Source organism: Bacillus sp. A01H (assembly GCF_045277205.1).
Classification (GTDB): Bacteria; Bacillota; Bacilli; order Bacillales; family Bacillaceae_G; genus Bacillus_A; species Bacillus_A paranthracis.
The window spans coordinates 5108368-5127963 of the sequence record NZ_CP117702.1; the positions used below are offsets into that span (position 1 = coordinate 5108368).

Consider the following 19596-nt stretch of genomic DNA (forward strand, 5'->3'; position numbering starts at 1 on the left):
GATGTTATTTCAAATTACAATAGCATTTCTCATTTTTATTGATGAATTTTTTGATATACAAATGTATACATTTTAAGAACATTTACTCATATCAATCTGCCATATTCCATTATCTGCTATAATTTTTATTGAACAGATTAATAACTTCATAATGATGTTTTTATTAATTCTGCTCTAAATATTTATAAATTATAATAAACAGTTTTTAAAAGGCAGGGGTAACGATGAAATATGTTAGTATTCGAAAAAAACTACTGTTCACACTCTTAAGCATTTCTTCTTTATTTAGCATTGCTCTTATTGTTATTCTTTCATTCGCTATAAGCCAAGCGAGCGAAATTGAAACGTTAAAAAATGATGTTTCCAAAAGAGCAACCATTTTAAAAGAACGTGGCGATTGGTTCCAAGCACAAGTTGCTGGTTTACAAGAATATTTACTGTCACATGATCAAAAAGGATTGGATAAATTCAACCGAGAAGGAAAAAAACTAGCTGATACGAGAGAAAAAGTAACCAGTGATAAAAAACTTTCGGAAGGAATGAAAGAAGCCATTTTAATGGGAGGAAAATGGCGAAGCGTCATAGATAATGAAGTCCTCCCTCTCGCTCGCGAAGGAAAATGGGACGAAGCATCCAAAATCGCTTTAGCTCAAACCGATTATGTAAATGACCTTTTAAGTCGTTTTACGAAATATGCAAATGAAGAAAATGATAAGCGTGACGCATTAATTGCCGACGTGGAGTCTTCTTCATCGCTTATTCAATATATTATTTTCTTATCACTTATTGCATGTACAGTAACGTCTATTTTATTAGCATGGTGGTTCTCTGGTAAGCTCGTTAAACCGATACGACAAATTGATGAGAAATTAAAAGAATTAGCTTCGCAAGATGGTGATTTAACTGCTAGATTGCATGTAACGAGTAAAGATGAAATTGGTGATATCGCCAATTCCTTTAATCAAATGCTCACTAATTTACAACGTATAATAAAACAAGTGCAACAAACATCAACAAGTGTAAAAGAAGCATCTGAAAATGTGTTTATCGAAACAACTGCTTCTATGGAAAATACGGCCAAAACTGAAGAGACTATGAATGCTCTTGAGCATAATATTCGTTCACAAGTTTCCAGCATCGAAGAAAGTTCAACTGCAATGGACGATATGGCAACAAGTGTTCAACGTATTGCAGAATCCGCCTCTTCTGTTGCTAGCCTAGCTGTTACTACTTCAGAAAAAGCTGATAGTGGGAATAAAGTCATTGAGAAATCTATTACACAAATGCATACCATTAATGAAGCTGTGAACGCTACATCACAAGTAGTAGAACGACTCATTACACATACAAATCATATTGATACTGCACTTCAATCTATTTCTAATATCGCGGAACAAACGAATTTACTCGCTTTAAATGCTTCCATTGAAGCGGCTCGTGCTGGTGAACATGGAAAAGGCTTCGCTGTTGTTGCCGATGAAGTACGAAAGCTTGCTGAACAATCTCAGCTAGCAGCAACTGATATTAACCATTTACTTCATCAAATTCAAGCAGATACAAAAATAGCAAATGAAATGATGACGCAAGGTCAATCAGAGGCTTCTGAAGGCATTACAGTCATTCGTACTGCTGGATCTTCATTCTCAGAAATTGTTAACCACATTAACAAAGTTTCTACACAAATGCAGGAGGTGTCTGCAACTGCTGAAGAAATGGCCGCAAGTTCTGAAGAAATGAACGCAGCTTTAAATAACATCGCTTCTATTTCAAATGAGGTTGCCGCCGAAACATCACAAACAGCAACTTCAGCTGGTGACCAAGTAACCAAAATGAGTGTCGTTGCTAAAAAAGCATCTGAAATGAAAACGACTGTACAAGAACTTGAAGTTCTCGTTTCTCATTTTAAAACAAATGCTTAAGGTGAAAAAAGAGAGATTTACAATCTCTCTTTTTTCACTTTAAAATATCTCTTTCTATCTCTCATTCCGTCTGCTATAATTCCTAAAGGAAAGAAGAAAGCTTTATTCCAGACGGAGTAAAGCTTTCTTTCAATTTTTCACATTAATTAATTCTAATACTATGATTTCACAAAGGAGGATTTTATTATATGAGTTTTATTAGCATTCGAAAAAAACTAATGTTCATGATGGGAACGATTTGCGCTTTATTTGGAATCGCCTTAGCTTTTATTTTATTTTTTGCCATTGATCAATCTCGTCAAGCTGAAGCATTACAAAAAGAAATTTCTCCTCTAGCAACACAATTAAAAGAGCGCGGGGATGCTTATCAAGTACAGCTCTCTGCTTTAAGAGGTTATTTATTACAACATGATCAAGTTGAATTTGACAAATTTAACGAAATGAGTAAACTTCTTGAAGATAAGAAGGATGAGCTTCTTTCAAATCCTAATCTTTCTCAATCTGTGAAAAGTACAATGGAATCAGGATTGGCTTGGAGAAAATTTATTGAAGAAAAAGTTTTCCCTCTTGCAAAAGAACAAAAGTGGGAAGAGGCCCTGCAAGTAGCTTATGCAGAAAATGGTACTGTTTATAAAGTAATTGGTGACTTCACAAATTACAGTAATGAACAAGCTAAGTTACGTGATCAATCTATTAAAAAAATTGATCAATCTTCACTACAAATTGAATATGTTGTTTTCTTATCACTTGTTATTTGTATTATTGTAGCTATGATTCTTGCATGGTGGTTCTCAGGTAAACTTGTAAAACCAATTCAACAAATTGATAGTAAACTAAAAGAATTATCATCTCAAGAAGGTGACTTAACAGCCCGCCTACAAGTAAACAGTAATGATGAAATTGGTACGATCGCAACATCATTTAATAAAATGTTAGAAAACCTACAACATATCATTAATCGTGTTCAAAAAACATCTGTAGAAGTACAAAACGCTTCTGAAAACATGCTAGAAAAGACGAATATATCACGCGAGGCAACGATAAAAGTTCAAAGCACAATGTCCAACTTAAATGAGAGTATTCAATCACAAGCCGCTAGCATGGAAGAAAGCTCAACTGCAATGGACGATATGGCAGTAAGTGTTCAGCGCATTGCTGAATCTGCCACATCTGTAACTGAACTTGCTGTAGCTACATCTGAACAAGCTAACGATGGAAATACTGTTATTCAAAAATCCGTTTCACAAATGACAACGATACACGACGCTGTAAATGCTACGTCAGAAGTGGTCGAACGTCTAATCACCCACACGAAATATATTGATACAGCTGTACAATCTATTTCTAATATCGCGGAACAAACAAACTTACTTGCTTTAAATGCATCTATCGAAGCAGCTCGTGCTGGCGAACAAGGAAAAGGCTTCGCTGTCGTAGCTGACGAAGTTAGAAAACTTGCTGAACAATCTAAAACTGCTGCAACAGATATTAACCAATTACTACATCAAATTCAACAAGACACTGAAACTGCGAGCTCTATGATGTCACAAGGCCGTTCGGAAGCATCTGAAGGCATTCATGTCATTCGTGAAGCTGGCAATTCTTTCACAACAATTGTGGAGCAAGTAAATAAAGTATCTACTCAAATGCAAGACATCTCAGCAACTGCTGAAGAAATGGCTGCAAGTGCTGAAGAAATGAACGCTTCACTGAATAACATCGCTTCTATTTCGACTGAAGTATCTAGTGAAACAGCGGCAACAGCACAATCTGCTGAGAAAAAAGTCGTTACGATGAATGAGATGACACAAACAGCTAAACAAATGAAACAAACAGTTGAAGAATTAGATCAACTCGTATCTCATTTTAAAACTGAATAGCCATTCCAAAAATATTCCTCTTCCAAGAGGAATATTTTTTTGAGCTCATTTCCTGCACTTTATGTATATATCCGTTATAATGAGAATCGATATCATTAATATGTAGGGGGTGCTACACATGTCACAACAAGCATTTGAAGAAAAGTTATATGCAAACTTAGAAGCTGTTATTGACCCTGAACTCGGTGTTGATATTATTAATCTTGGATTAGTTTATGACGTTACAGCAGATGAAAATAATAATGCTGTCATTACGATGACTATGACTTCTATCGGTTGTCCAATGGCTGGGCAAATTGTATCAGACGTAAAAAAAGTATTATCAACGAACGTACCTGAAGTCAATGAAATAGAAGTAAATGTCGTATGGAATCCGCCCTGGTCTAAAGAACGTATGTCACGTATGGCGAAAATCGCATTAGGTATTCGCGACTAAATACAGAAAGACCTGACATCCTAGTCAGGTCTTTTTCTCTTATTATTTTACGCCTACTGCATCATAAGCTTTCGTTACAGCTTGTACAGCTTTAGAGTTTTTACCATATAAATCTTCAGCTGACTGAAGTGCTGCTTGGCGCATCATCTTAAAGTCAGAGTTTGCAGTTAAATATTTCGTAAGAGCACGGTAATAAATTTTTTCTGTCGCTTCACGGCCTACTCCTGTTACTTTCACGCCGTAATGCTCCCCGCCTTCAGATACTAAGTATGCAGCTTTATTGTTAATACTACTGTTAATATGAACGCCGCCGTTATCAGCTGTTCCAGTGTAGCGTTTATTATAATGATCTGGGTAACCTTCACCTGGTTTTAATGGATTTGGAATAGACGCTGGATCTTTCAGAGAACGAAGTGCATCACCAGGTTTTCCAGGTGTATAAATGTCAGCACCTAAATCCCAGCTCTTCTTCTCAACCATGACACCCATAATATCAGATAACGATTCATTTAACGCACCTGACTCATTTTTATAAACAAGATTTGCTGTATGTTCCGTTACAGCATGCGTTAATTCGTGACCGATAACATCTAGTCCAGCAGATAATGGAATAAATGTCGTACCATCGCCATCACCATACATCATTTGTACACCATTCCAAGCTGCGTTATTCCAGCTTTCTCCAACGTGAACAGTCGAAATAAGCTTCGCGCCTTTATCATCGAAAGAGTTACGATTAAATGTCTTTTTGTAGTAATCATATACTTTTCCTGCGTTTACATGCGCATCAACTGCAGCTTTATCTTCGAAGAACTTAGATTTACTTTCAACTTCTTCTCCTGTATATCCAAGCCATTGTGAGAATAAATTAAACAAGTTTTCATCCATATTTTCTGCATCAAACGTATGGATACCTTGTCCTCGTTTACCATCAAACAAGTTGAATTGTCCTGTTTTCTCATCTTGAGCAATTTCAAATGATTGTCTAGCTCCTAGTACTCCGTAACCAAATCCTGTAATGTGATCTACAGCATTATATTTCTCAATCACATTTCCATTCGTTGCATCAACAAAATAATGCCAATATCCTGGAGCTGGCTTTGAAATCGATGCTTTCACTAAATATGCAAGATAGTAATTTCCATCTTTTTCATACACAAATAAATCTTTTTTCACACCGTCATAATTCTTTACTTTACCCACTTCTTTTTCAATATCTGCCTTTGCAATTGTTTCTGCTTGCTCTGCACTAATCTTTGCAAACTCAGGAATATTTTTATCCTCTAAATTCGGAATAACTTGTCCGAAGAATGCTTTTACATTATTCTCTTTATCTAGTGTAACTGTTTGATCTGAACCGTACACAGGAATGTTATTATGTTTCTCAACTAGCTTCACGTGTGTTGTACCGGATTCAGCATCTTTTTCTTCCCCAACGACATTAAAGTGTTTATCAATATTTCCTGCTAATTTGAACATATCTTTCTTACTCTCTAAATATTGAAAGACCGTTTCTTTTTTATCTAGTCCTTCCGGTGCTTTCCATTCTTCACCTATGTATGCAGGCGTTTTAAATTCTTGATGATATTGAATTTTTTGTTCTTCCGCTTTCGTTGTCGTTGCTCCAAATGTTCCAAATCCCCCGGCGATAACAGTTAACGCTAATGCTGATGAAATGACTTGCTTTTTCACTATAACATTCCCCATTCCCTAAAGATTTTTGACACTTTTATACAGTTCTTGGTTTTCAAGTGGATACCTTTACCTAAAATTTGAGAAAGTTTTTTCTGACAATTCTACTCAAAAAAAGAGGACATCCTATCGGACGTCCTCTTTTTTATAAACATTTTATTGCTTTTTCAATTCAATTGCTAAATAGTGTGATTGCTCTTTCGCTTCAATATGAATATCTTCTTCAATCGCTTCTGCTGCATCACGCATAACAAGTGTCTCACCATTGATTACACTACTACCTTCAATTTGTACAACATACAATTGACGGCCTTCTTTCACTGGAAAATGAATTTCTTTTCCTGCTTCTAACGATAAAGAATATAAATTCGCATCTTGATGAATTTGAATTGGTGCCCCGCCTTCTACTTGAGATACCATATGAAACCATTCATTTTCACGCTTGCTCCAATCAAATGTAAACTCACCATAGTTTGGCTTATGATCCTCACGGTCTGGTAAAATCCAAATTTGTAATAAACGTAATGTTTCATTTCCTAAATTATGCTCACTATGAAATACACCTGTGCCAGCACTCATATATTGAACATGTCCACGCTCAATTGTTCCGCGGTTCCCCATGCTATCTTCATGTGTTAAAGCACCGTCTACAACGTACGAAATGATTTCCATATCGCGGTGTGGATGCATATCAAAACCAGTTTGCGGTGCTACTAAGTCATCATTAATTACACGTAATGCACCAAAGTTCATGTTATTAGGATTATAATAATTGGCAAAGGAAAAATGAAAATGTGTATTTAACCAACCGTGATTTGCTCTTCCCATATTTTTATGATCAACTTTTCTAAACATACCGTTCACCTCATATTATCTCGAATTCAAGATTTATTTTAAAATTTTTCTCACTGTAACTTTTTTAGTAATTGTAGTAATTGATGTTGTTCTTCTACATTTAAATTTTGAAACTGCTCCGCTTGGAATGTTTCTTGAGGCGGGACGATTTCTTCATATAAAGCTCTTCCCTTTTCTGTTAACGAAATATATTTTGTAGTACCTTCTTGTTCACGACGAATCCACTCAAGCTGCTCCATTTTATTTAAAAGCTGCGTAATATTTCCTTTCGTAACAAATAGCTTATTTCCAAGCTCTTGCTGCGTTAAACGATCATGCCCTCCAACTTGAGCTAGTACATCAAACTGAGCGGCAGATACATTCCATTCTTTCAAATGCTGATTCGTCTCACGAATACTTTTGTTATAAAAACGTGATAAACGAAACCATAGGAGTAAACCTAGTCTATCTTCTGTTTTCATTTCATCACCTCGCTCGTTTTATACCATTAGTTTAGAACTAAACTTTATAAAAGTCAATTACTTATTTTTAGTAAGAAGCAAAGAAAGCACAGCGTCATTTCTCCACTATGCTTTACATTAACTTTCTATTTTTATATTCATCTAACTTCCTCTCCGCGAATTTTCTCGCATCTTTCTCAATCCATCTATCTTCGTACAATTCACTTCCAACATGCAATACTTCGCTCTTATGTTGCATTGCATGACGAAATTCATGCAGTAGTGTTTTAAGGACTTGCTCATACTCTTCCCACATACAAACAAAAATTAATTGTTTTTCTTTATGATAAAAACCACCTACCGGGAATAAAAATTCCTCTTCTTCTTCTCCTAGTGATAAAAGGACATGATTCGCATCACACGTATCACAAAAAATAACCGGTGTTTTACATACTTCAATCAGTGAAAATAAATCGTCTCTAAGCCTTTTGACATCCCAAGGAAGCTCCGAATCCAACACATACCAATTTTCCACCTGTTGATATACATTTTGAAACTGGAGTTCCATTTCTCTTTATTCCCCTTTCCAAGCATCCTTTTTCTATATGTATGCCACAATATGGTAAATATTAAACGTATTCTTTCATCCTTGAAAAAATGCCAATCAAAAAGGAATCTATATCGACATAGATTCCTTTTCCGTAATCACTTTTTCATACATATCTTTTACTTTTATTTTTTTAATTTAGTTAGTCTTCGTATCCCACTTAAAGACTTTATTTAAAAATTTATATACATTCTTTGACTCTTTCGTCAGAAGTGGACCTAAGATAGATAGTATAAGCACGTATAGTGCTGAAAATGGCTTCAAGACTGACATTAAACCACCAGCGATACCGATATTGGCCATAATGATGGAGAATTCTCCTCTTGAAACGATTGTTAATCCAATATTTGTTGATGCTTTATGAGATAATCCAGCTTGTCTCCCAGCAATCATCCCTGCTATAAAGTTTCCGATGATTGTAAGAAGGACAGCACCTAACGTTAACCATATCGCTCCGCCCAGTGAGAACGGATCAATGCTTAATCCGAAACTGAAGAAGAAAATAGCTCCGAAAAAGTCTCTAAATGGAACAACGAGATGTTCAATTCTGTCACTATGCTCTGTCTCAGAGAAAACTAACCCTAAAAGAAGTGCTCCAATTGCTTCAGCAACGTGAATTGTTTCCGAGAATCCTGCAATAAAGAATAATGAAGCAAATACTACAATAATGAAAATTTCATCTGAACTAATATTGAGCAATTTATTTAATAACGGCGTCGCCTTTCTAGCTACAATAAAGAATAGAAGCATATATCCTAAAGCAATTCCGATTGAAGTAAGGGCACCTAAGAATGAAGCGTGATCCCCTAGAACTAATCCAGAAACGACTGATAAATATACAGCCAGGAATATATCTTCGAACATGATAATTCCTAAAATTAATTCGGTCTCATTATTACCAGTTCTTCTTAAATCCACTAACACCTTTGCAACGATAGCACTAGAAGAAATCGTAATAATCCCCGCAATAATTAAGATTTCTAGTAAAGGGAATCCCATGATAAATCCGTATAATAACCCAAGTGAAAAGTTAATTAAAATATAGATCGTTCCACCAATCGCAATAGAACGTCCAGATTTAATTAGTTTTTTCATTGAAAACTCTAGTCCTAGATAGAACAGAAGAAACAGAACGCCAATCCGTCCAAGAAACGAAATTACATTTGCACTTTCAATAAATTTGAAATCGATCACACCTATTGTCGGCGCATGTGGTCCCACTAGCATCCCAAGAACAATTAGAAACGGAATGACTGAGAATTTAAACTTTCCAGCAATTACTGCCGCAATTGCAACTAATACTAACGCTGTACCAACTTCAAAAATTAACGTATCCATCTAGTCAGTCCCCCTATTCGAAAGTAACTCATTAATAATTTTTTTAATTTCTTCTCTCTCGCCTGAAACTACAAGCATATCGCCTTCTTCAATTACCGTGTCTGGTCCTGGATTAAATAGCTTTTTCATATTCTTTTTCATAACTGCAATAATCGTTACGCTATATGTTTTTCTTATTTCCAGATCGCCGATTGTTTTTCCGATTGCTGGCGCTGCATTCTCTACTTTAAACCACTCAATCGCTAAACCTTCAAAGACCATTTCAACATTTTCTAATGCTCTAGGTTTATACACCATTCCACCTAATATTGCTGCAATTTGTCTTGCCTCTGAGTCGCGTAATGAAATACTTGAGATACTTTCTTCATGGTCTGAATCAAAATGATACATTTCTCTACGTCCGTCATCATGAATAACAATTACCATCTTTTCATTACCTTTCGTAACGATTTGAAATTTATAGCCAATACCCGGAAGTTCACTTTCTCTAATATTCATCTTTAGCTCCTCCTCGAATTTTATTTAAATTTTCTGTTTTTCTATCTTTTGTTCATCCAATCCATTTTAGAAATTCTAACCATTCAGGATACCTGTGATTTGGAAATCTTTTATTGTAATAATAAGTGGCTCCTAAAAAGATACTAAAAGATGTAATGATAAAACATATATTACTTCTCATTTTCAAACTCTCAAGGCTTACTTTCCATAAAGATTCTTCTTTCAAATCATCCCCTCTTTCTCGCTTTACATTTAGTTTTTTAAAATGTAAATAATTCTAAAAATATCATCATGTAACATAATCATAACACAAAATAGATTTAAGTAACATGATTTTTTAGAAAAATTGATTCTCGTATATTTTTTGCATATAATTTTCTTATTACGGAAAAAAGGAAGTGTATTATATGGTTGATATCTTTAGCAGATTCCTTGAGGTAACGAATAATATTTTATGGTCATATATTCTTATTGCAATGCTAATCGGCTTCGGTCTTTATTTCTCTTTTAAATTAAAATTTGTCCAAATTACTCATTTCGGTGAGATGGTCGGTTTAATTAGTAAAGGATTTAATCGAAAAGAAAAAAAGAAAGATAGCATCTCCCCGTTCCAAGCATTTTGCTTAAGTGCAGCTGCACGTATCGGTATCGGAAACTTAGCTGGTGTAGCATTAGCTATCTCAATGGGCGGACCTGGCGCAGTATTTTGGATGTGGTTTATCGCTATCCTTGGAGCAGCTACTAGTTTCGTAGAATGTACGCTCGCGCAAATTTATAAAGTAAAAGATGGAAGCAGATTCCGTGGTGGCCCAGCATATTATATGGAAAAAGGATTAAACAAACGCTGGATGGGTGTTTGGTTCTCACTTCTTATTACAGTTGCGTACGGATTAATTTTCAACTCTGTACAAGCAAACACAGTAACAATAGCATTTGAAAATGCTTTTGGACTAGAGCGAACGATCGTAGGAGCTCTATTAGCTTTATTAGTTGCAGTTATTATTTTCGGTGGTATTAAGAGCATTTCACGTATTACGGAAATGATTGTTCCTCCAATGGCAATCATTTATATTGGTGTGGCTATTTTTGTTGTTATTAACAACTTTACTATGTTACCAAGCATTTTTATGGAAATATTTAATGGCGCATTCGGTTTAGACCAAGCCATCGCTGGTGGTATTGGAGCAGCAATTAAATTCGGAATTCAGCGCGGTCTATTCGCAACAGAAGCAGGTATGGGTAGCTCCCCTAACGCAGCCGCAACATCAGATGTATCTCACCCTGTCAAACAAGGACTTGTTCAAGCGTTAGGTGTTTTCGTAGACACGTTCTTAGTATGTACATCAACAGCATTTATCGTATTATGTTCGGGCCTTTACAAAGGAACAAACTTACAAGGTATCGAATTAACACAAAATGCATTAAGTTCACAAATCGGACCATGGGCAAGCACTTTCTTAGCAATTATTATTTTCCTATTCGCGTTCAGTTCTTTACTAGGAAACTACTATTATGGTGAAACAAACATCGCATTTATTAAAGAAAGCAAAACTTGGTTAATGATTTATCGCGTTGCAGTTGTCGGAATGGTATTCTTCGGATCGATCGCTGCCCTTCAAACAGTTTGGAGCTTAGCTGATTTATTCATGGGACTAATGGTATTGACAAACTTAATTGCCATCTCATTCCTAAGCAAATTCGCCTACGCAGCATTAGTAGACTATATGAAGCAAAAGAAACAAGGAAAAGATCCTGTTTTCGTTGCAAGTTCTATCCCTGGCTTACAAAATACAGAGTGCTGGGATGGACAGGATGTAGAAGAGAATAAAAAAGCTGTATAACAGCTAAAAGCGGAAGCGGCTCGTTCAGAACAAGAGCTATATATCAAACAAAATCCCTATTACTCTACAGTAATAGGGATTTTTATTTACACAGTTCATAATTTGTTCAAATTAATTCCAGCAAAAGGGTTGATTTATATGAATTCCTAGATTATAATAATTATAAATTAGTAATTGATATCACATAACAACTCAAAAGGAGATTGATCATAATGAACAAACAAGTAATCGAAGTATTAAACAAACAAGTAGCAGACTGGAGTGTTTTATTCACAAAACTACACAACTTCCATTGGTACGTAAAAGGACCTCAATTCTTCACATTACATGAGAAATTCGAAGAACTTTACACAGAATCAGCTACTCACATCGATGAAATTGCAGAACGTATTTTAGCAATTGGTGGTAAACCAGTAGCAACAATGAAAGAGTACCTAGAAATATCTTCTATTCAAGAAGCAGCATACGGAGAAACTGCAGAAGGGATGGTCGAAGCAATCATGAAAGACTACGAAATGATGCTAGTCGAACTGAAAAAAGGCATGGAAATCGCTCAAAACTCTGACGACGAAATGACATCTGACCTACTACTAGGCATCTACACAGAACTAGAAAAACACGCTTGGATGCTACGTGCGTTCTTGAATCAATAATAGACTTTAAAGCGGAGGTGACTTGCTCAGAACAGGAGGGCATTGGAGCTCCTGACGAAGAGGCGTTTTTTGCCTCACAGGAAGGCGCGAAATGACCGACTGTTCTAGTCACCGGAGCTGGATATCACCTAAAAGCGGAAGCGGCTCGTTCAGAGTCGCTTTTTTCTATGGAATGGTCGCTTTTGTTGGTACATGAAATTTATATCAGCGATTTCCCAATTATATCGGCGATTCTATCCAATATATCAACGATTTTTCAATTATATCGGCGATTCCATCCAATATATCAGCGATTTTTCAATTATATCGACTTACCGACAAATCACGACAATATCAGCGCTCCTCTCCCCCACTTTCATCAATATATTACAATCTCTTTTATGCTAAAATATAGGTAACACCCTTTAGTAACATAGATTCAAAAAAAGCTTTTCCATATTCATCATTTACTACTTAAATGGCGGGAGTGGTTCAGTTGAAAGACTACTTAATTAGAGCATTTTTTGCATTAATAACAGTTGGGATTGTCTTACTTATAGCTAATATTTTCAACATACGTATCGAGGTGAAAGACTACGCTTTCCTCGTTGTAGTAGCAATTGGTGGCGGCTGGGGTGGCTGGTACTTGTATAAAAAACAAAGTAATCAAAATGATAAAGGCATTCCAAAGTAATACGGAATGCCTCCTTTTTATTTCCGCCTATAATAAATAATGAAATTCAAACCGCTAATACAAACTATCCCAATAAACATATCAAACGACACCGAATCTCCACCTAAATTATACTCATCAACAATAAACCCAGACATAAACAACGTGATCGCGGAAACACCGATACATAGTATCGAAATAAACCAAAGCGAAAACGCATTAATCAGCTCTTTCTTCTGTATTGAAACAATTAGCATAACAAGAATAGATGCTGCTAAAATACATTTAAAAACCGGCCTTAAAAATACGAATTCCTCCATCTATTTCTCCTTTTCCCAAAACATTACACCTTAACATTAACATATTTAACCAAATTAAAAACACATGTCTTTTGAAGATAAAATGACATGTGTTTCCAAAAATCTCTATACAATTGTATTATAATAGTTGCTTCCACTTCGTTCCTAAAACAGGACGCTCGTAATTTTGTATCTTATGAATGAGTGCATCTGCCGTCTCAGCGGCAACGATTAACTCTTTATTCGATGGATTCATGAATCCCTCTTCTGCTGCACGTTCAACCATTTGCAGAATTGGTCCATAAAAATCTTTTATGTTCAATAAACCAACTGGCTTATTATGTATACCAATTTGTGACCAACATACTGCTTCAAATAGCTCTTCAAACGTTCCATATCCGCCTGGTAGTGCAATAAAAGCATCCGCAAGCTCTGCCATTTTCGCTTTACGTTCATGCATCGTTTCTACTTCAATTAATTCTGTTAACCCTGTATGAACGATCTCTCCTCGGAATAGACCGCGCGGCATAACACCTGTTACACGACCACCTAAGCGAAGAACTTCGTTTGCTACTTCTCCCATTAATCCAACGCAAGAACCACCGTATACAAGCTCATAATCATTCTCAACAAACATTTTACCTAATTCAATTGCCTGCTCTTTGAACTCTGGTCTCTCCCCTAAATTGGAACCTGCAAACACACAAATCTTTCTCATCCTTACACCCCAAAACTATATATTGTTATGATACAATGAACATTGTACAACATATTGAGGGGATGAGAAAGAAATGGATATTGTCGCATTTGAAAGATGGGTTGAGGAATTTTACGAAAAACGAAGCTGGTCACAGTATAATGCCTTTATTCGGTTAAATTTCTTAACAGAGGAAGTTGGGGAAGTTTCACGCGTTGTTCGCGCAATCGAAATCGGTCGGGATCGTCCTGATGAAAACGTGAAAACAGAAGAAGAGCTAAAACAAGAACTAAAAGAAGAACTTGGTGATGTACTATCTAATCTTATTATTCTTTCGCAAAAATATGATTTGGACTTACAAGACATTATGGACGCACACGTCACAAAGCTTTCGAAAAGGTTCGAGACATCTAAATGAGAATATTATCAATTATGGTATAATATTCTTGTCACAATACTAAGGGGGATTTTATGTTATCAAAAAAATTGCACGACGCACTAAACGATCAAATGAACTTTGAATTTTACTCTGCCCACGCTTATATGGCAATGGCTGCTTACTGTACAGCCGAGAGCTACGATGGATTCGCTAACTTTTTCCTTGTACAAGCTGAAGAAGAACGTTTCCACGCAATGAAGCTTTACAACTACATTAATGACCGCGGTGAGCGCGCTATTATTACTGGATTTGATAATCCAAATAACGAATATGACTCTGTACTGAATGCTTTTGAAGTAGCACTTGAGCACGAGCGTGAAGTAACGAAACGTATTTACAACCTATCTGATATCGCCTGGGATGAGCGTGAACACGCAACAATTACATTCTTAAAATGGTTCGTCGATGAGCAAGTAGAAGAAGAAGCTTCATTCGATAGCATTATCCAAAAATTAAAACGTATTACAAGCGATTCAAACGCATTATTTATGCTAGATGCTGAATTAGAGAAACGTACATTTACGCCTCCAGCTGAGTAGTATTTCAATCACCTTAATGAATGGATTAAGGTGATTTTTTTATTTCTTCTCTAAGTTGAATAACCCTCGCCACATCCTTTTTATAGAGCCCAGAAACCTTTTCAACAAAGTCACTATGAGTAAAAGTTCCATCTCCTTCTTCTACTATGCTCAAATATCCATGTATAAATTTCAAAAACGCTCTAGCATCTTCTCCAGTTAAACGATTAATGTTATCTATAACCTCATCAAATTCCTTTAAACTATTCTGTTCTTTCACCCTAATTCCCCCTCTCCACACTATTTATCATACCAAAATAAAAAAGCCGTTCATCCCTCTAGGCGAGAGATAAACGACCTCTTTACTATTTATTAAAGCATAACCCCAACGATAACCGCTGATAATATACTTACTAACGTTGCACCGTATACAAGTTTTAATCCGAATGATGATACAACATTTGCTTGTTTGCCATCGATACTCTTCGTTGCACCTGCGATAATTCCGATTGATGAGAAGTTCGCAAATGATACAAGGAAGATAGATAAAATACCTACTGTACGAGCTGATAAATCACCAGCTACTTTACCAAGGTCAAGCATTGCAACGAATTCGTTCGTTACTAATTTCGTTGCCATAATTTGTCCTGCTGTTAGCATCTCTGATGTTGGGATACCCATTACGAATGCTAATGGTGAGAAAATGTATCCTAAAATGCTTTGGAATGTGATTCCGAAAATTGAATCGAACACACCATTAATTGCTGTAATTAATGCTACGAAACCAATTAACATCGCCGCTACTGTTACAGCGATAGAGAAACCAAGCATAATATATTCGCCTAACATTTCAAAGAATGTTTGCTTTTTATCTTCTTGTAATTCTAAAATGTCGTCTTCTTCTTTCACGTCATATGGATTAATAATATGAACGATAATGAATCCACTAAATAAGTTTAATACAAGTGCCGTTACTACATATTTTGGATCAATCATTTTCATATAAGAACCGACGATTGACATCGATACTGTAGACATGGAAGATGCACAAAGTGTGTATAAACGATTTTTCGGTAATTTGCTTAATTGATCTTTTACTGTAATGAATACTTCCCCTTGACCAACAATCGCAGCTGCTACTGCATTATATGATTCTAGTTTTCCTAAACCGTTCACTTTACTTAATAGGAAACCGACTGCACGAATGATAATCGGTAAAATTTTAATATGTTGTAAGATCCCAATTAATACTGCTAAGAAAATGATTGGTAATAATACCGTTAAGAAGAATGGTGCTTGTCCATCATTTGCTAGACCACCAAATACGAAATTAACCCCTGCTTCCGCAAATTTTAAAATAGCGCCAAACCCATCTGCAATCCCTTTTACTAATACAAATCCGACTTTTGTATTCAGTAAGAAATATGCAAGTACCAATTGAATGACAAGCATAAGTGCAATTGGTTTATATTTAATTTTCTTGCGATCTGAACTGATAAGGAACCCTAGTACAAATACTACAAGTAAACCGACTAGAAACATTACTATTTTCATATGTGAATCCTCCACTTCTCCCACGAGTTATTGGTCGTATAACGTATAACGAATGACGTCTGACCATTGATGTTAAAAAAAATTTAAAACCCCTAAATACTATTCAACTGTTATCTAAATCAGTAAGCGTTTACATAAATTGCAATTTATTAAAGGTGGCCTCTTCTCTCCTACCATACTTGAAAGTCTGAAATTGATACCACCTACAAATCAAATTGTAAGCGTTATCTAACTGAAAAGCAATATAAATTTAAAAAGATTTTTATATGTTAATATATTCCTAATTAATTGGTTTTTCTATGCAAATTTACCATAAAAAATAGCCCTAGCTATGAGCTAGGACCATCTTTTTTATAACATAACACCAACGATAATCGCTGATAAAATACTTACTAATGTCGCACCGTACACAAGGCGTAGACCGAATGATGATACAACATTTGATTGATTTTCATCGATACCTTTCGTTGCACCTGCGATAATTCCGATTGATGAGAAGTTCGCAAATGATACAAGGAATACAGAAAGAATACCAACTGTACGAGCTGATAAATCACCAGCTACTTTTCCAAGATCAAGCATCGCAACAAATTCGTTTGATACTAATTTCGTTGCCATAATTTGTCCCGCTGTTACCATCTCTGCTTGCGGAATACCCATTACGAATGCTAATGGTGAGAAAATGTATCCTAAAATAGCTTGGAATGTAATACCGAACATAGAATCAAACAAGCTATTGATTGCTGTAATTAATGCTACGAAACCAAGTAACATGGCTGCTACTGTTATCGCGATTGTGAAACCAAGCATAATATATTCGCTTAGCATTTCAAAGAATGACTGTTTTTTCTTATTTTCTAATTTCAGTGTATCTTCTTCTTCTGTAATATCGTACGGGTTAATAATATGAATAATAATGAAACCACTAAATAAATTTAATACAAGTGCTGTTACTACATATTTTGGTTCGATCATTTTCATGTAAGAACCGACGATTGACATCGATACTGTAGACATGGAAGATGCACATAATGTATATAAACGGTGTTTTGGGATTTTACTTAATTGATCTTTTACTGTAATAAATACTTCCGCTTGCCCAACAATGGCAGCTGCTACTGCGTTATATGATTCTAGTTTTCCTAGACCATTTACTTTACTTAACAACGTACCAATAGCACGAATAAATATTGGTAAAATTTTAAAGTGTTGCAGAATTCCAATTAAAACGGCAAAGAATACGATTGGTAATAACGCTGTTAAGAAGAATGAAACCTCTCCTTTATTAACAAGACCACCAAATACGAAAACGATTCCAGCTTCCGCATATCCAAGAAGTGCGCCAAATCCATCTGAAATTCCTTTTACTAAAATATAACCAACTTGTGTATTTAATAAGAAATAAGATAAAGCTAGCTGAATAATAAGCATAATTGCGATTGGTTTATACTTAATCTTCTTTCGATCGGAGCTTATAAGAAAACCGAGTACAAATACAACGAGTAATCCTACAAGAAACATAACAAACTTCATTAATAAAATCCTCCATTTAACTCTTCATTAACGTTGAACGTCTGACTACTAAAACAAGAAATAACCCGAACTTTCCATTTCCCCTCCAAAATCTTCAATCAGATAGGAAAAATCATAAAACCTCTTGTTTTAAAGGCATTTTCCATTCTAACATAAATCACAACTCATATCCGCAATTTTCTTTAAAAAATTACATTTTATTATAAAACATCTATTAATGTTCGTCTTTTACTATCTGCAAATAGCTGAATAAAACAAAAAAATGAGCATCAAGTTTCACTTGATGCCCATTCCATTATACCGCTTTTTCTTTATCTGCTACTTGCTCTTCCCAGCACTCTGTATTTTTCAGACCTGGAATTGAATTCGCATAGAAGACTGGATCTTTTCCTTGTTTCTTTTGCTTTACATAATCTGATAATGCCGCAAAAGCGTACTTAGAAAGGAATACGATTGCCACTAAGTTAATAACAGCCATAATACCCATGAATAAATCTGCTAAATCCCAAACGATTTGAATTGTTGCTACAGAACCTAACATAACCATACCAAGTACAGCAATGCGGTAAGCTGTTAATAGCACTTTACTTCCATTTAAGAATTCAATATTCGTTTCACCATAGTAGTAGTTACCTACTAATGAACTAAATGCAAACAAGAAGATTGCAACTGCTACAAATATAGAAGCCCATGGACCGATATGTTGACTTAACGCTTGTTGCGTTAATTGAATACCATTTAAATCAGCTGCATTATGCACATCTGATAAAAGAATGATAAATGCTGTACAACTACAAATTAATAATGTATCTGTAAATACCCCTAAAGTTTGAATGAAACCTTGTTTAACTGGGTGCGTTACGTTTGCAGTCGCAGCTGCGTTCGGCGCACTACCCATACCTGCTTCATTTGAGAATAATCCGCGTTTTACCCCTAATAAAATCGCAGCACCTAATCCCCCGCCTACTACTTCTTTAATTCCGAAAGCATGTAAGAAAATTTCTTTAAATACATACGGAATTGCCGTAATGTTTGTTACAACAACGAATAATGCTACTGCTACATAAATAATCGCCATTACTGGAACAATCATTTCAACCGCGCGTGCAATTCGCTTTACTCCGCCAAAAATAATAACTGCAAGTAAACCAGCCATTACAAGACCTACTAATCTACTATCTGTTTTGAATGCCCCATCAAAAGCAGCCGCTACAGTATTAGATTGTACAGCATTAAAAATTAATCCAAAACTTACTGTTATTAATACAGAGAAAATAGCTCCAAGCCAGCGCTTATTTAAACCCTTTTCCATATAATACGCTGGGCCACCACGGAACGTATTCCCATCTTTCACTTTATAAATTTGCGCTAATGTGCTCTCGACAAATGCAGAAGCACCCCCAATTACCGCGATTAACCACATCCAAAATACTGCGCCTGGACCACCTGCTGAAATTGCAATAGCTACACCAGCTAAGTTACCAGTACCTACACGAGAAGCTGTACTCATACAAAAAGCCTGGAATGATGATACACCACTCTTCTCTTTTTGTGCTTTCCTCGTTTTCGAACTCGCCCCATCCCCAAGCAATCGAATCATTTCACCGAAGTAACGAACTTGGACAAATTTCACACGAAATGAAAAGTAAAGTCCTAACCCAATTAACATCGCAATAATGATATATGACCAAAGGACATTATTTATATCCCCAATTACCTTAGCTAAAAAATCCATAATTGCATTG

General features: G+C 35.7%; 20 protein-coding genes. 8 read left to right on the plus strand and 12 right to left on the minus strand.

From position 1 onward, the window contains the following. Nucleotides 1–224 precede the first annotated feature (224 nt). From PSR14_RS27295 to PSR14_RS27305, 3 genes are all read left to right on the plus strand, one after another. Nucleotides 225–1919: a methyl-accepting chemotaxis protein gene (locus PSR14_RS27295; RefSeq protein WP_000878422.1), complete on the plus strand. Its 1695-nt coding sequence runs from the start codon at nucleotides 225–227 to the stop codon at nucleotides 1917–1919. 188 nt (nucleotides 1920–2107) lie between these two features. Continuing rightward, a complete protein-coding gene (locus PSR14_RS27300; protein ID WP_000008428.1) occupies nucleotides 2108–3799 on the plus strand; it encodes a methyl-accepting chemotaxis protein in 1692 nt (563 codons plus the stop codon). A 118-nt stretch (nucleotides 3800–3917) separates the two neighbouring features. Further along, entirely contained in the window at nucleotides 3918–4235 is a 318-nt protein-coding gene (locus PSR14_RS27305) for a metal-sulfur cluster assembly factor (RefSeq protein ID WP_000082521.1), read from the plus strand. A gap of 42 nt (nucleotides 4236–4277) precedes the next feature. Here PSR14_RS27305 and nprB read toward each other — a convergent pair whose 3' ends face one another. The 6 genes from nprB to PSR14_RS27335 all read right to left on the minus strand — a co-directional run bounded on the left by nprB (nucleotide 4278) and on the right by PSR14_RS27335 (nucleotide 9665). Beyond that, entirely contained in the window at nucleotides 4278–5927 is a 1650-nt protein-coding gene (gene nprB, locus PSR14_RS27310; RefSeq protein WP_139264481.1) for a neutral protease NprB, read from the minus strand. 156 nt (nucleotides 5928–6083) lie between these two features. Next, entirely contained in the window at nucleotides 6084–6782 is a 699-nt protein-coding gene (locus tag PSR14_RS27315) for a pirin family protein (RefSeq protein WP_000488945.1), read from the minus strand. A gap of 50 nt (nucleotides 6783–6832) precedes the next feature. Continuing rightward, nucleotides 6833–7243 carry a MarR family winged helix-turn-helix transcriptional regulator gene (locus PSR14_RS27320; protein ID WP_000845457.1) on the minus strand — a complete coding sequence of 137 codons (411 nt, stop codon included), beginning with the start codon at nucleotides 7241–7243 and terminating at the stop codon, nucleotides 6833–6835. 112 nt (nucleotides 7244–7355) lie between these two features. After that, entirely contained in the window at nucleotides 7356–7790 is a 435-nt protein-coding gene (locus tag PSR14_RS27325; protein WP_000422823.1) for a DUF3920 family protein, read from the minus strand. Between the two features lie 177 nt (nucleotides 7791–7967). Beyond that, the gene (locus tag PSR14_RS27330) at nucleotides 7968–9167 is read right to left on the minus strand and encodes a cation:proton antiporter (protein WP_000380208.1); all 1200 of its coding nucleotides are present in this window, start codon (nucleotides 9165–9167) and stop codon (nucleotides 7968–7970) included. Then, on the minus strand, nucleotides 9168–9665 hold the full coding sequence (locus PSR14_RS27335) for a cation:proton antiporter regulatory subunit (RefSeq protein ID WP_001026068.1): 498 nt from the start codon (nucleotides 9663–9665) through the stop codon (nucleotides 9168–9170). A 407-nt stretch (nucleotides 9666–10072) separates the two neighbouring features. Between PSR14_RS27335 and PSR14_RS27340 the strand changes: the two genes are divergently transcribed. The 3 genes from PSR14_RS27340 (at nucleotide 10073) to PSR14_RS27350 (ending at nucleotide 12832) form a co-directional block, all read left to right on the plus strand. Next, nucleotides 10073–11506: a sodium:alanine symporter family protein gene (locus PSR14_RS27340; protein WP_000227570.1), complete on the plus strand. Its 1434-nt coding sequence runs from the start codon at nucleotides 10073–10075 to the stop codon at nucleotides 11504–11506. Nucleotides 11507–11718: 212 nt separating this feature from the next. Beyond that, a complete protein-coding gene (locus PSR14_RS27345) occupies nucleotides 11719–12159 on the plus strand; it encodes a Dps family protein (protein ID WP_001041890.1) in 441 nt (146 codons plus the stop codon). A 475-nt stretch (nucleotides 12160–12634) separates the two neighbouring features. Next, the gene (locus PSR14_RS27350; protein ID WP_000656322.1) at nucleotides 12635–12832 is read left to right on the plus strand and encodes a hypothetical protein; all 198 of its coding nucleotides are present in this window, start codon (nucleotides 12635–12637) and stop codon (nucleotides 12830–12832) included. 17 nt (nucleotides 12833–12849) lie between these two features. On the opposite strand, the gene PSR14_RS27355 is transcribed toward PSR14_RS27350, so the two are convergent. Together PSR14_RS27355 and PSR14_RS27360 are read right to left on the minus strand one after the other, a co-directional pair. Further along, complete coding sequence (locus PSR14_RS27355) at nucleotides 12850–13131, minus strand: hypothetical protein (RefSeq protein ID WP_000390889.1); 282 nt, start codon at nucleotides 13129–13131, stop codon at nucleotides 12850–12852. 118 nt (nucleotides 13132–13249) lie between these two features. Continuing rightward, nucleotides 13250–13813 (minus strand): TIGR00730 family Rossman fold protein, encoded by a 564-nt coding sequence (locus PSR14_RS27360; protein ID WP_169509303.1) that lies wholly within the window; start codon nucleotides 13811–13813, stop codon nucleotides 13250–13252. Between the two features lie 88 nt (nucleotides 13814–13901). Between PSR14_RS27360 and PSR14_RS27365 the strand changes: the two genes are divergently transcribed. Then, the gene (locus PSR14_RS27365; protein WP_000355737.1) at nucleotides 13902–14225 is read left to right on the plus strand and encodes a MazG nucleotide pyrophosphohydrolase domain-containing protein; all 324 of its coding nucleotides are present in this window, start codon (nucleotides 13902–13904) and stop codon (nucleotides 14223–14225) included. Nucleotides 14226–14278: 53 nt separating this feature from the next. Next, a complete protein-coding gene (locus PSR14_RS27370) occupies nucleotides 14279–14785 on the plus strand; it encodes a ferritin (RefSeq protein ID WP_000949389.1) in 507 nt (168 codons plus the stop codon). A gap of 25 nt (nucleotides 14786–14810) precedes the next feature. Here PSR14_RS27370 and PSR14_RS27375 read toward each other — a convergent pair whose 3' ends face one another. From PSR14_RS27375 to PSR14_RS27390, 4 genes are all read right to left on the minus strand, one after another. Further along, nucleotides 14811–15044 carry a hypothetical protein gene (locus tag PSR14_RS27375; RefSeq protein WP_048557411.1) on the minus strand — a complete coding sequence of 78 codons (234 nt, stop codon included), beginning with the start codon at nucleotides 15042–15044 and terminating at the stop codon, nucleotides 14811–14813. A gap of 92 nt (nucleotides 15045–15136) precedes the next feature. Beyond that, nucleotides 15137–16318 carry a NupC/NupG family nucleoside CNT transporter gene (locus tag PSR14_RS27380; protein ID WP_000706846.1) on the minus strand — a complete coding sequence of 394 codons (1182 nt, stop codon included), beginning with the start codon at nucleotides 16316–16318 and terminating at the stop codon, nucleotides 15137–15139. Between the two features lie 351 nt (nucleotides 16319–16669). Continuing rightward, a complete protein-coding gene (locus PSR14_RS27385) occupies nucleotides 16670–17851 on the minus strand; it encodes a NupC/NupG family nucleoside CNT transporter (RefSeq protein WP_000673861.1) in 1182 nt (393 codons plus the stop codon). A 295-nt stretch (nucleotides 17852–18146) separates the two neighbouring features. Next, entirely contained in the window at nucleotides 18147–19586 is a 1440-nt protein-coding gene (locus PSR14_RS27390) for a sodium:alanine symporter family protein (protein WP_000346385.1), read from the minus strand. Nucleotides 19587–19596: the final 10 nt, after the last annotated feature.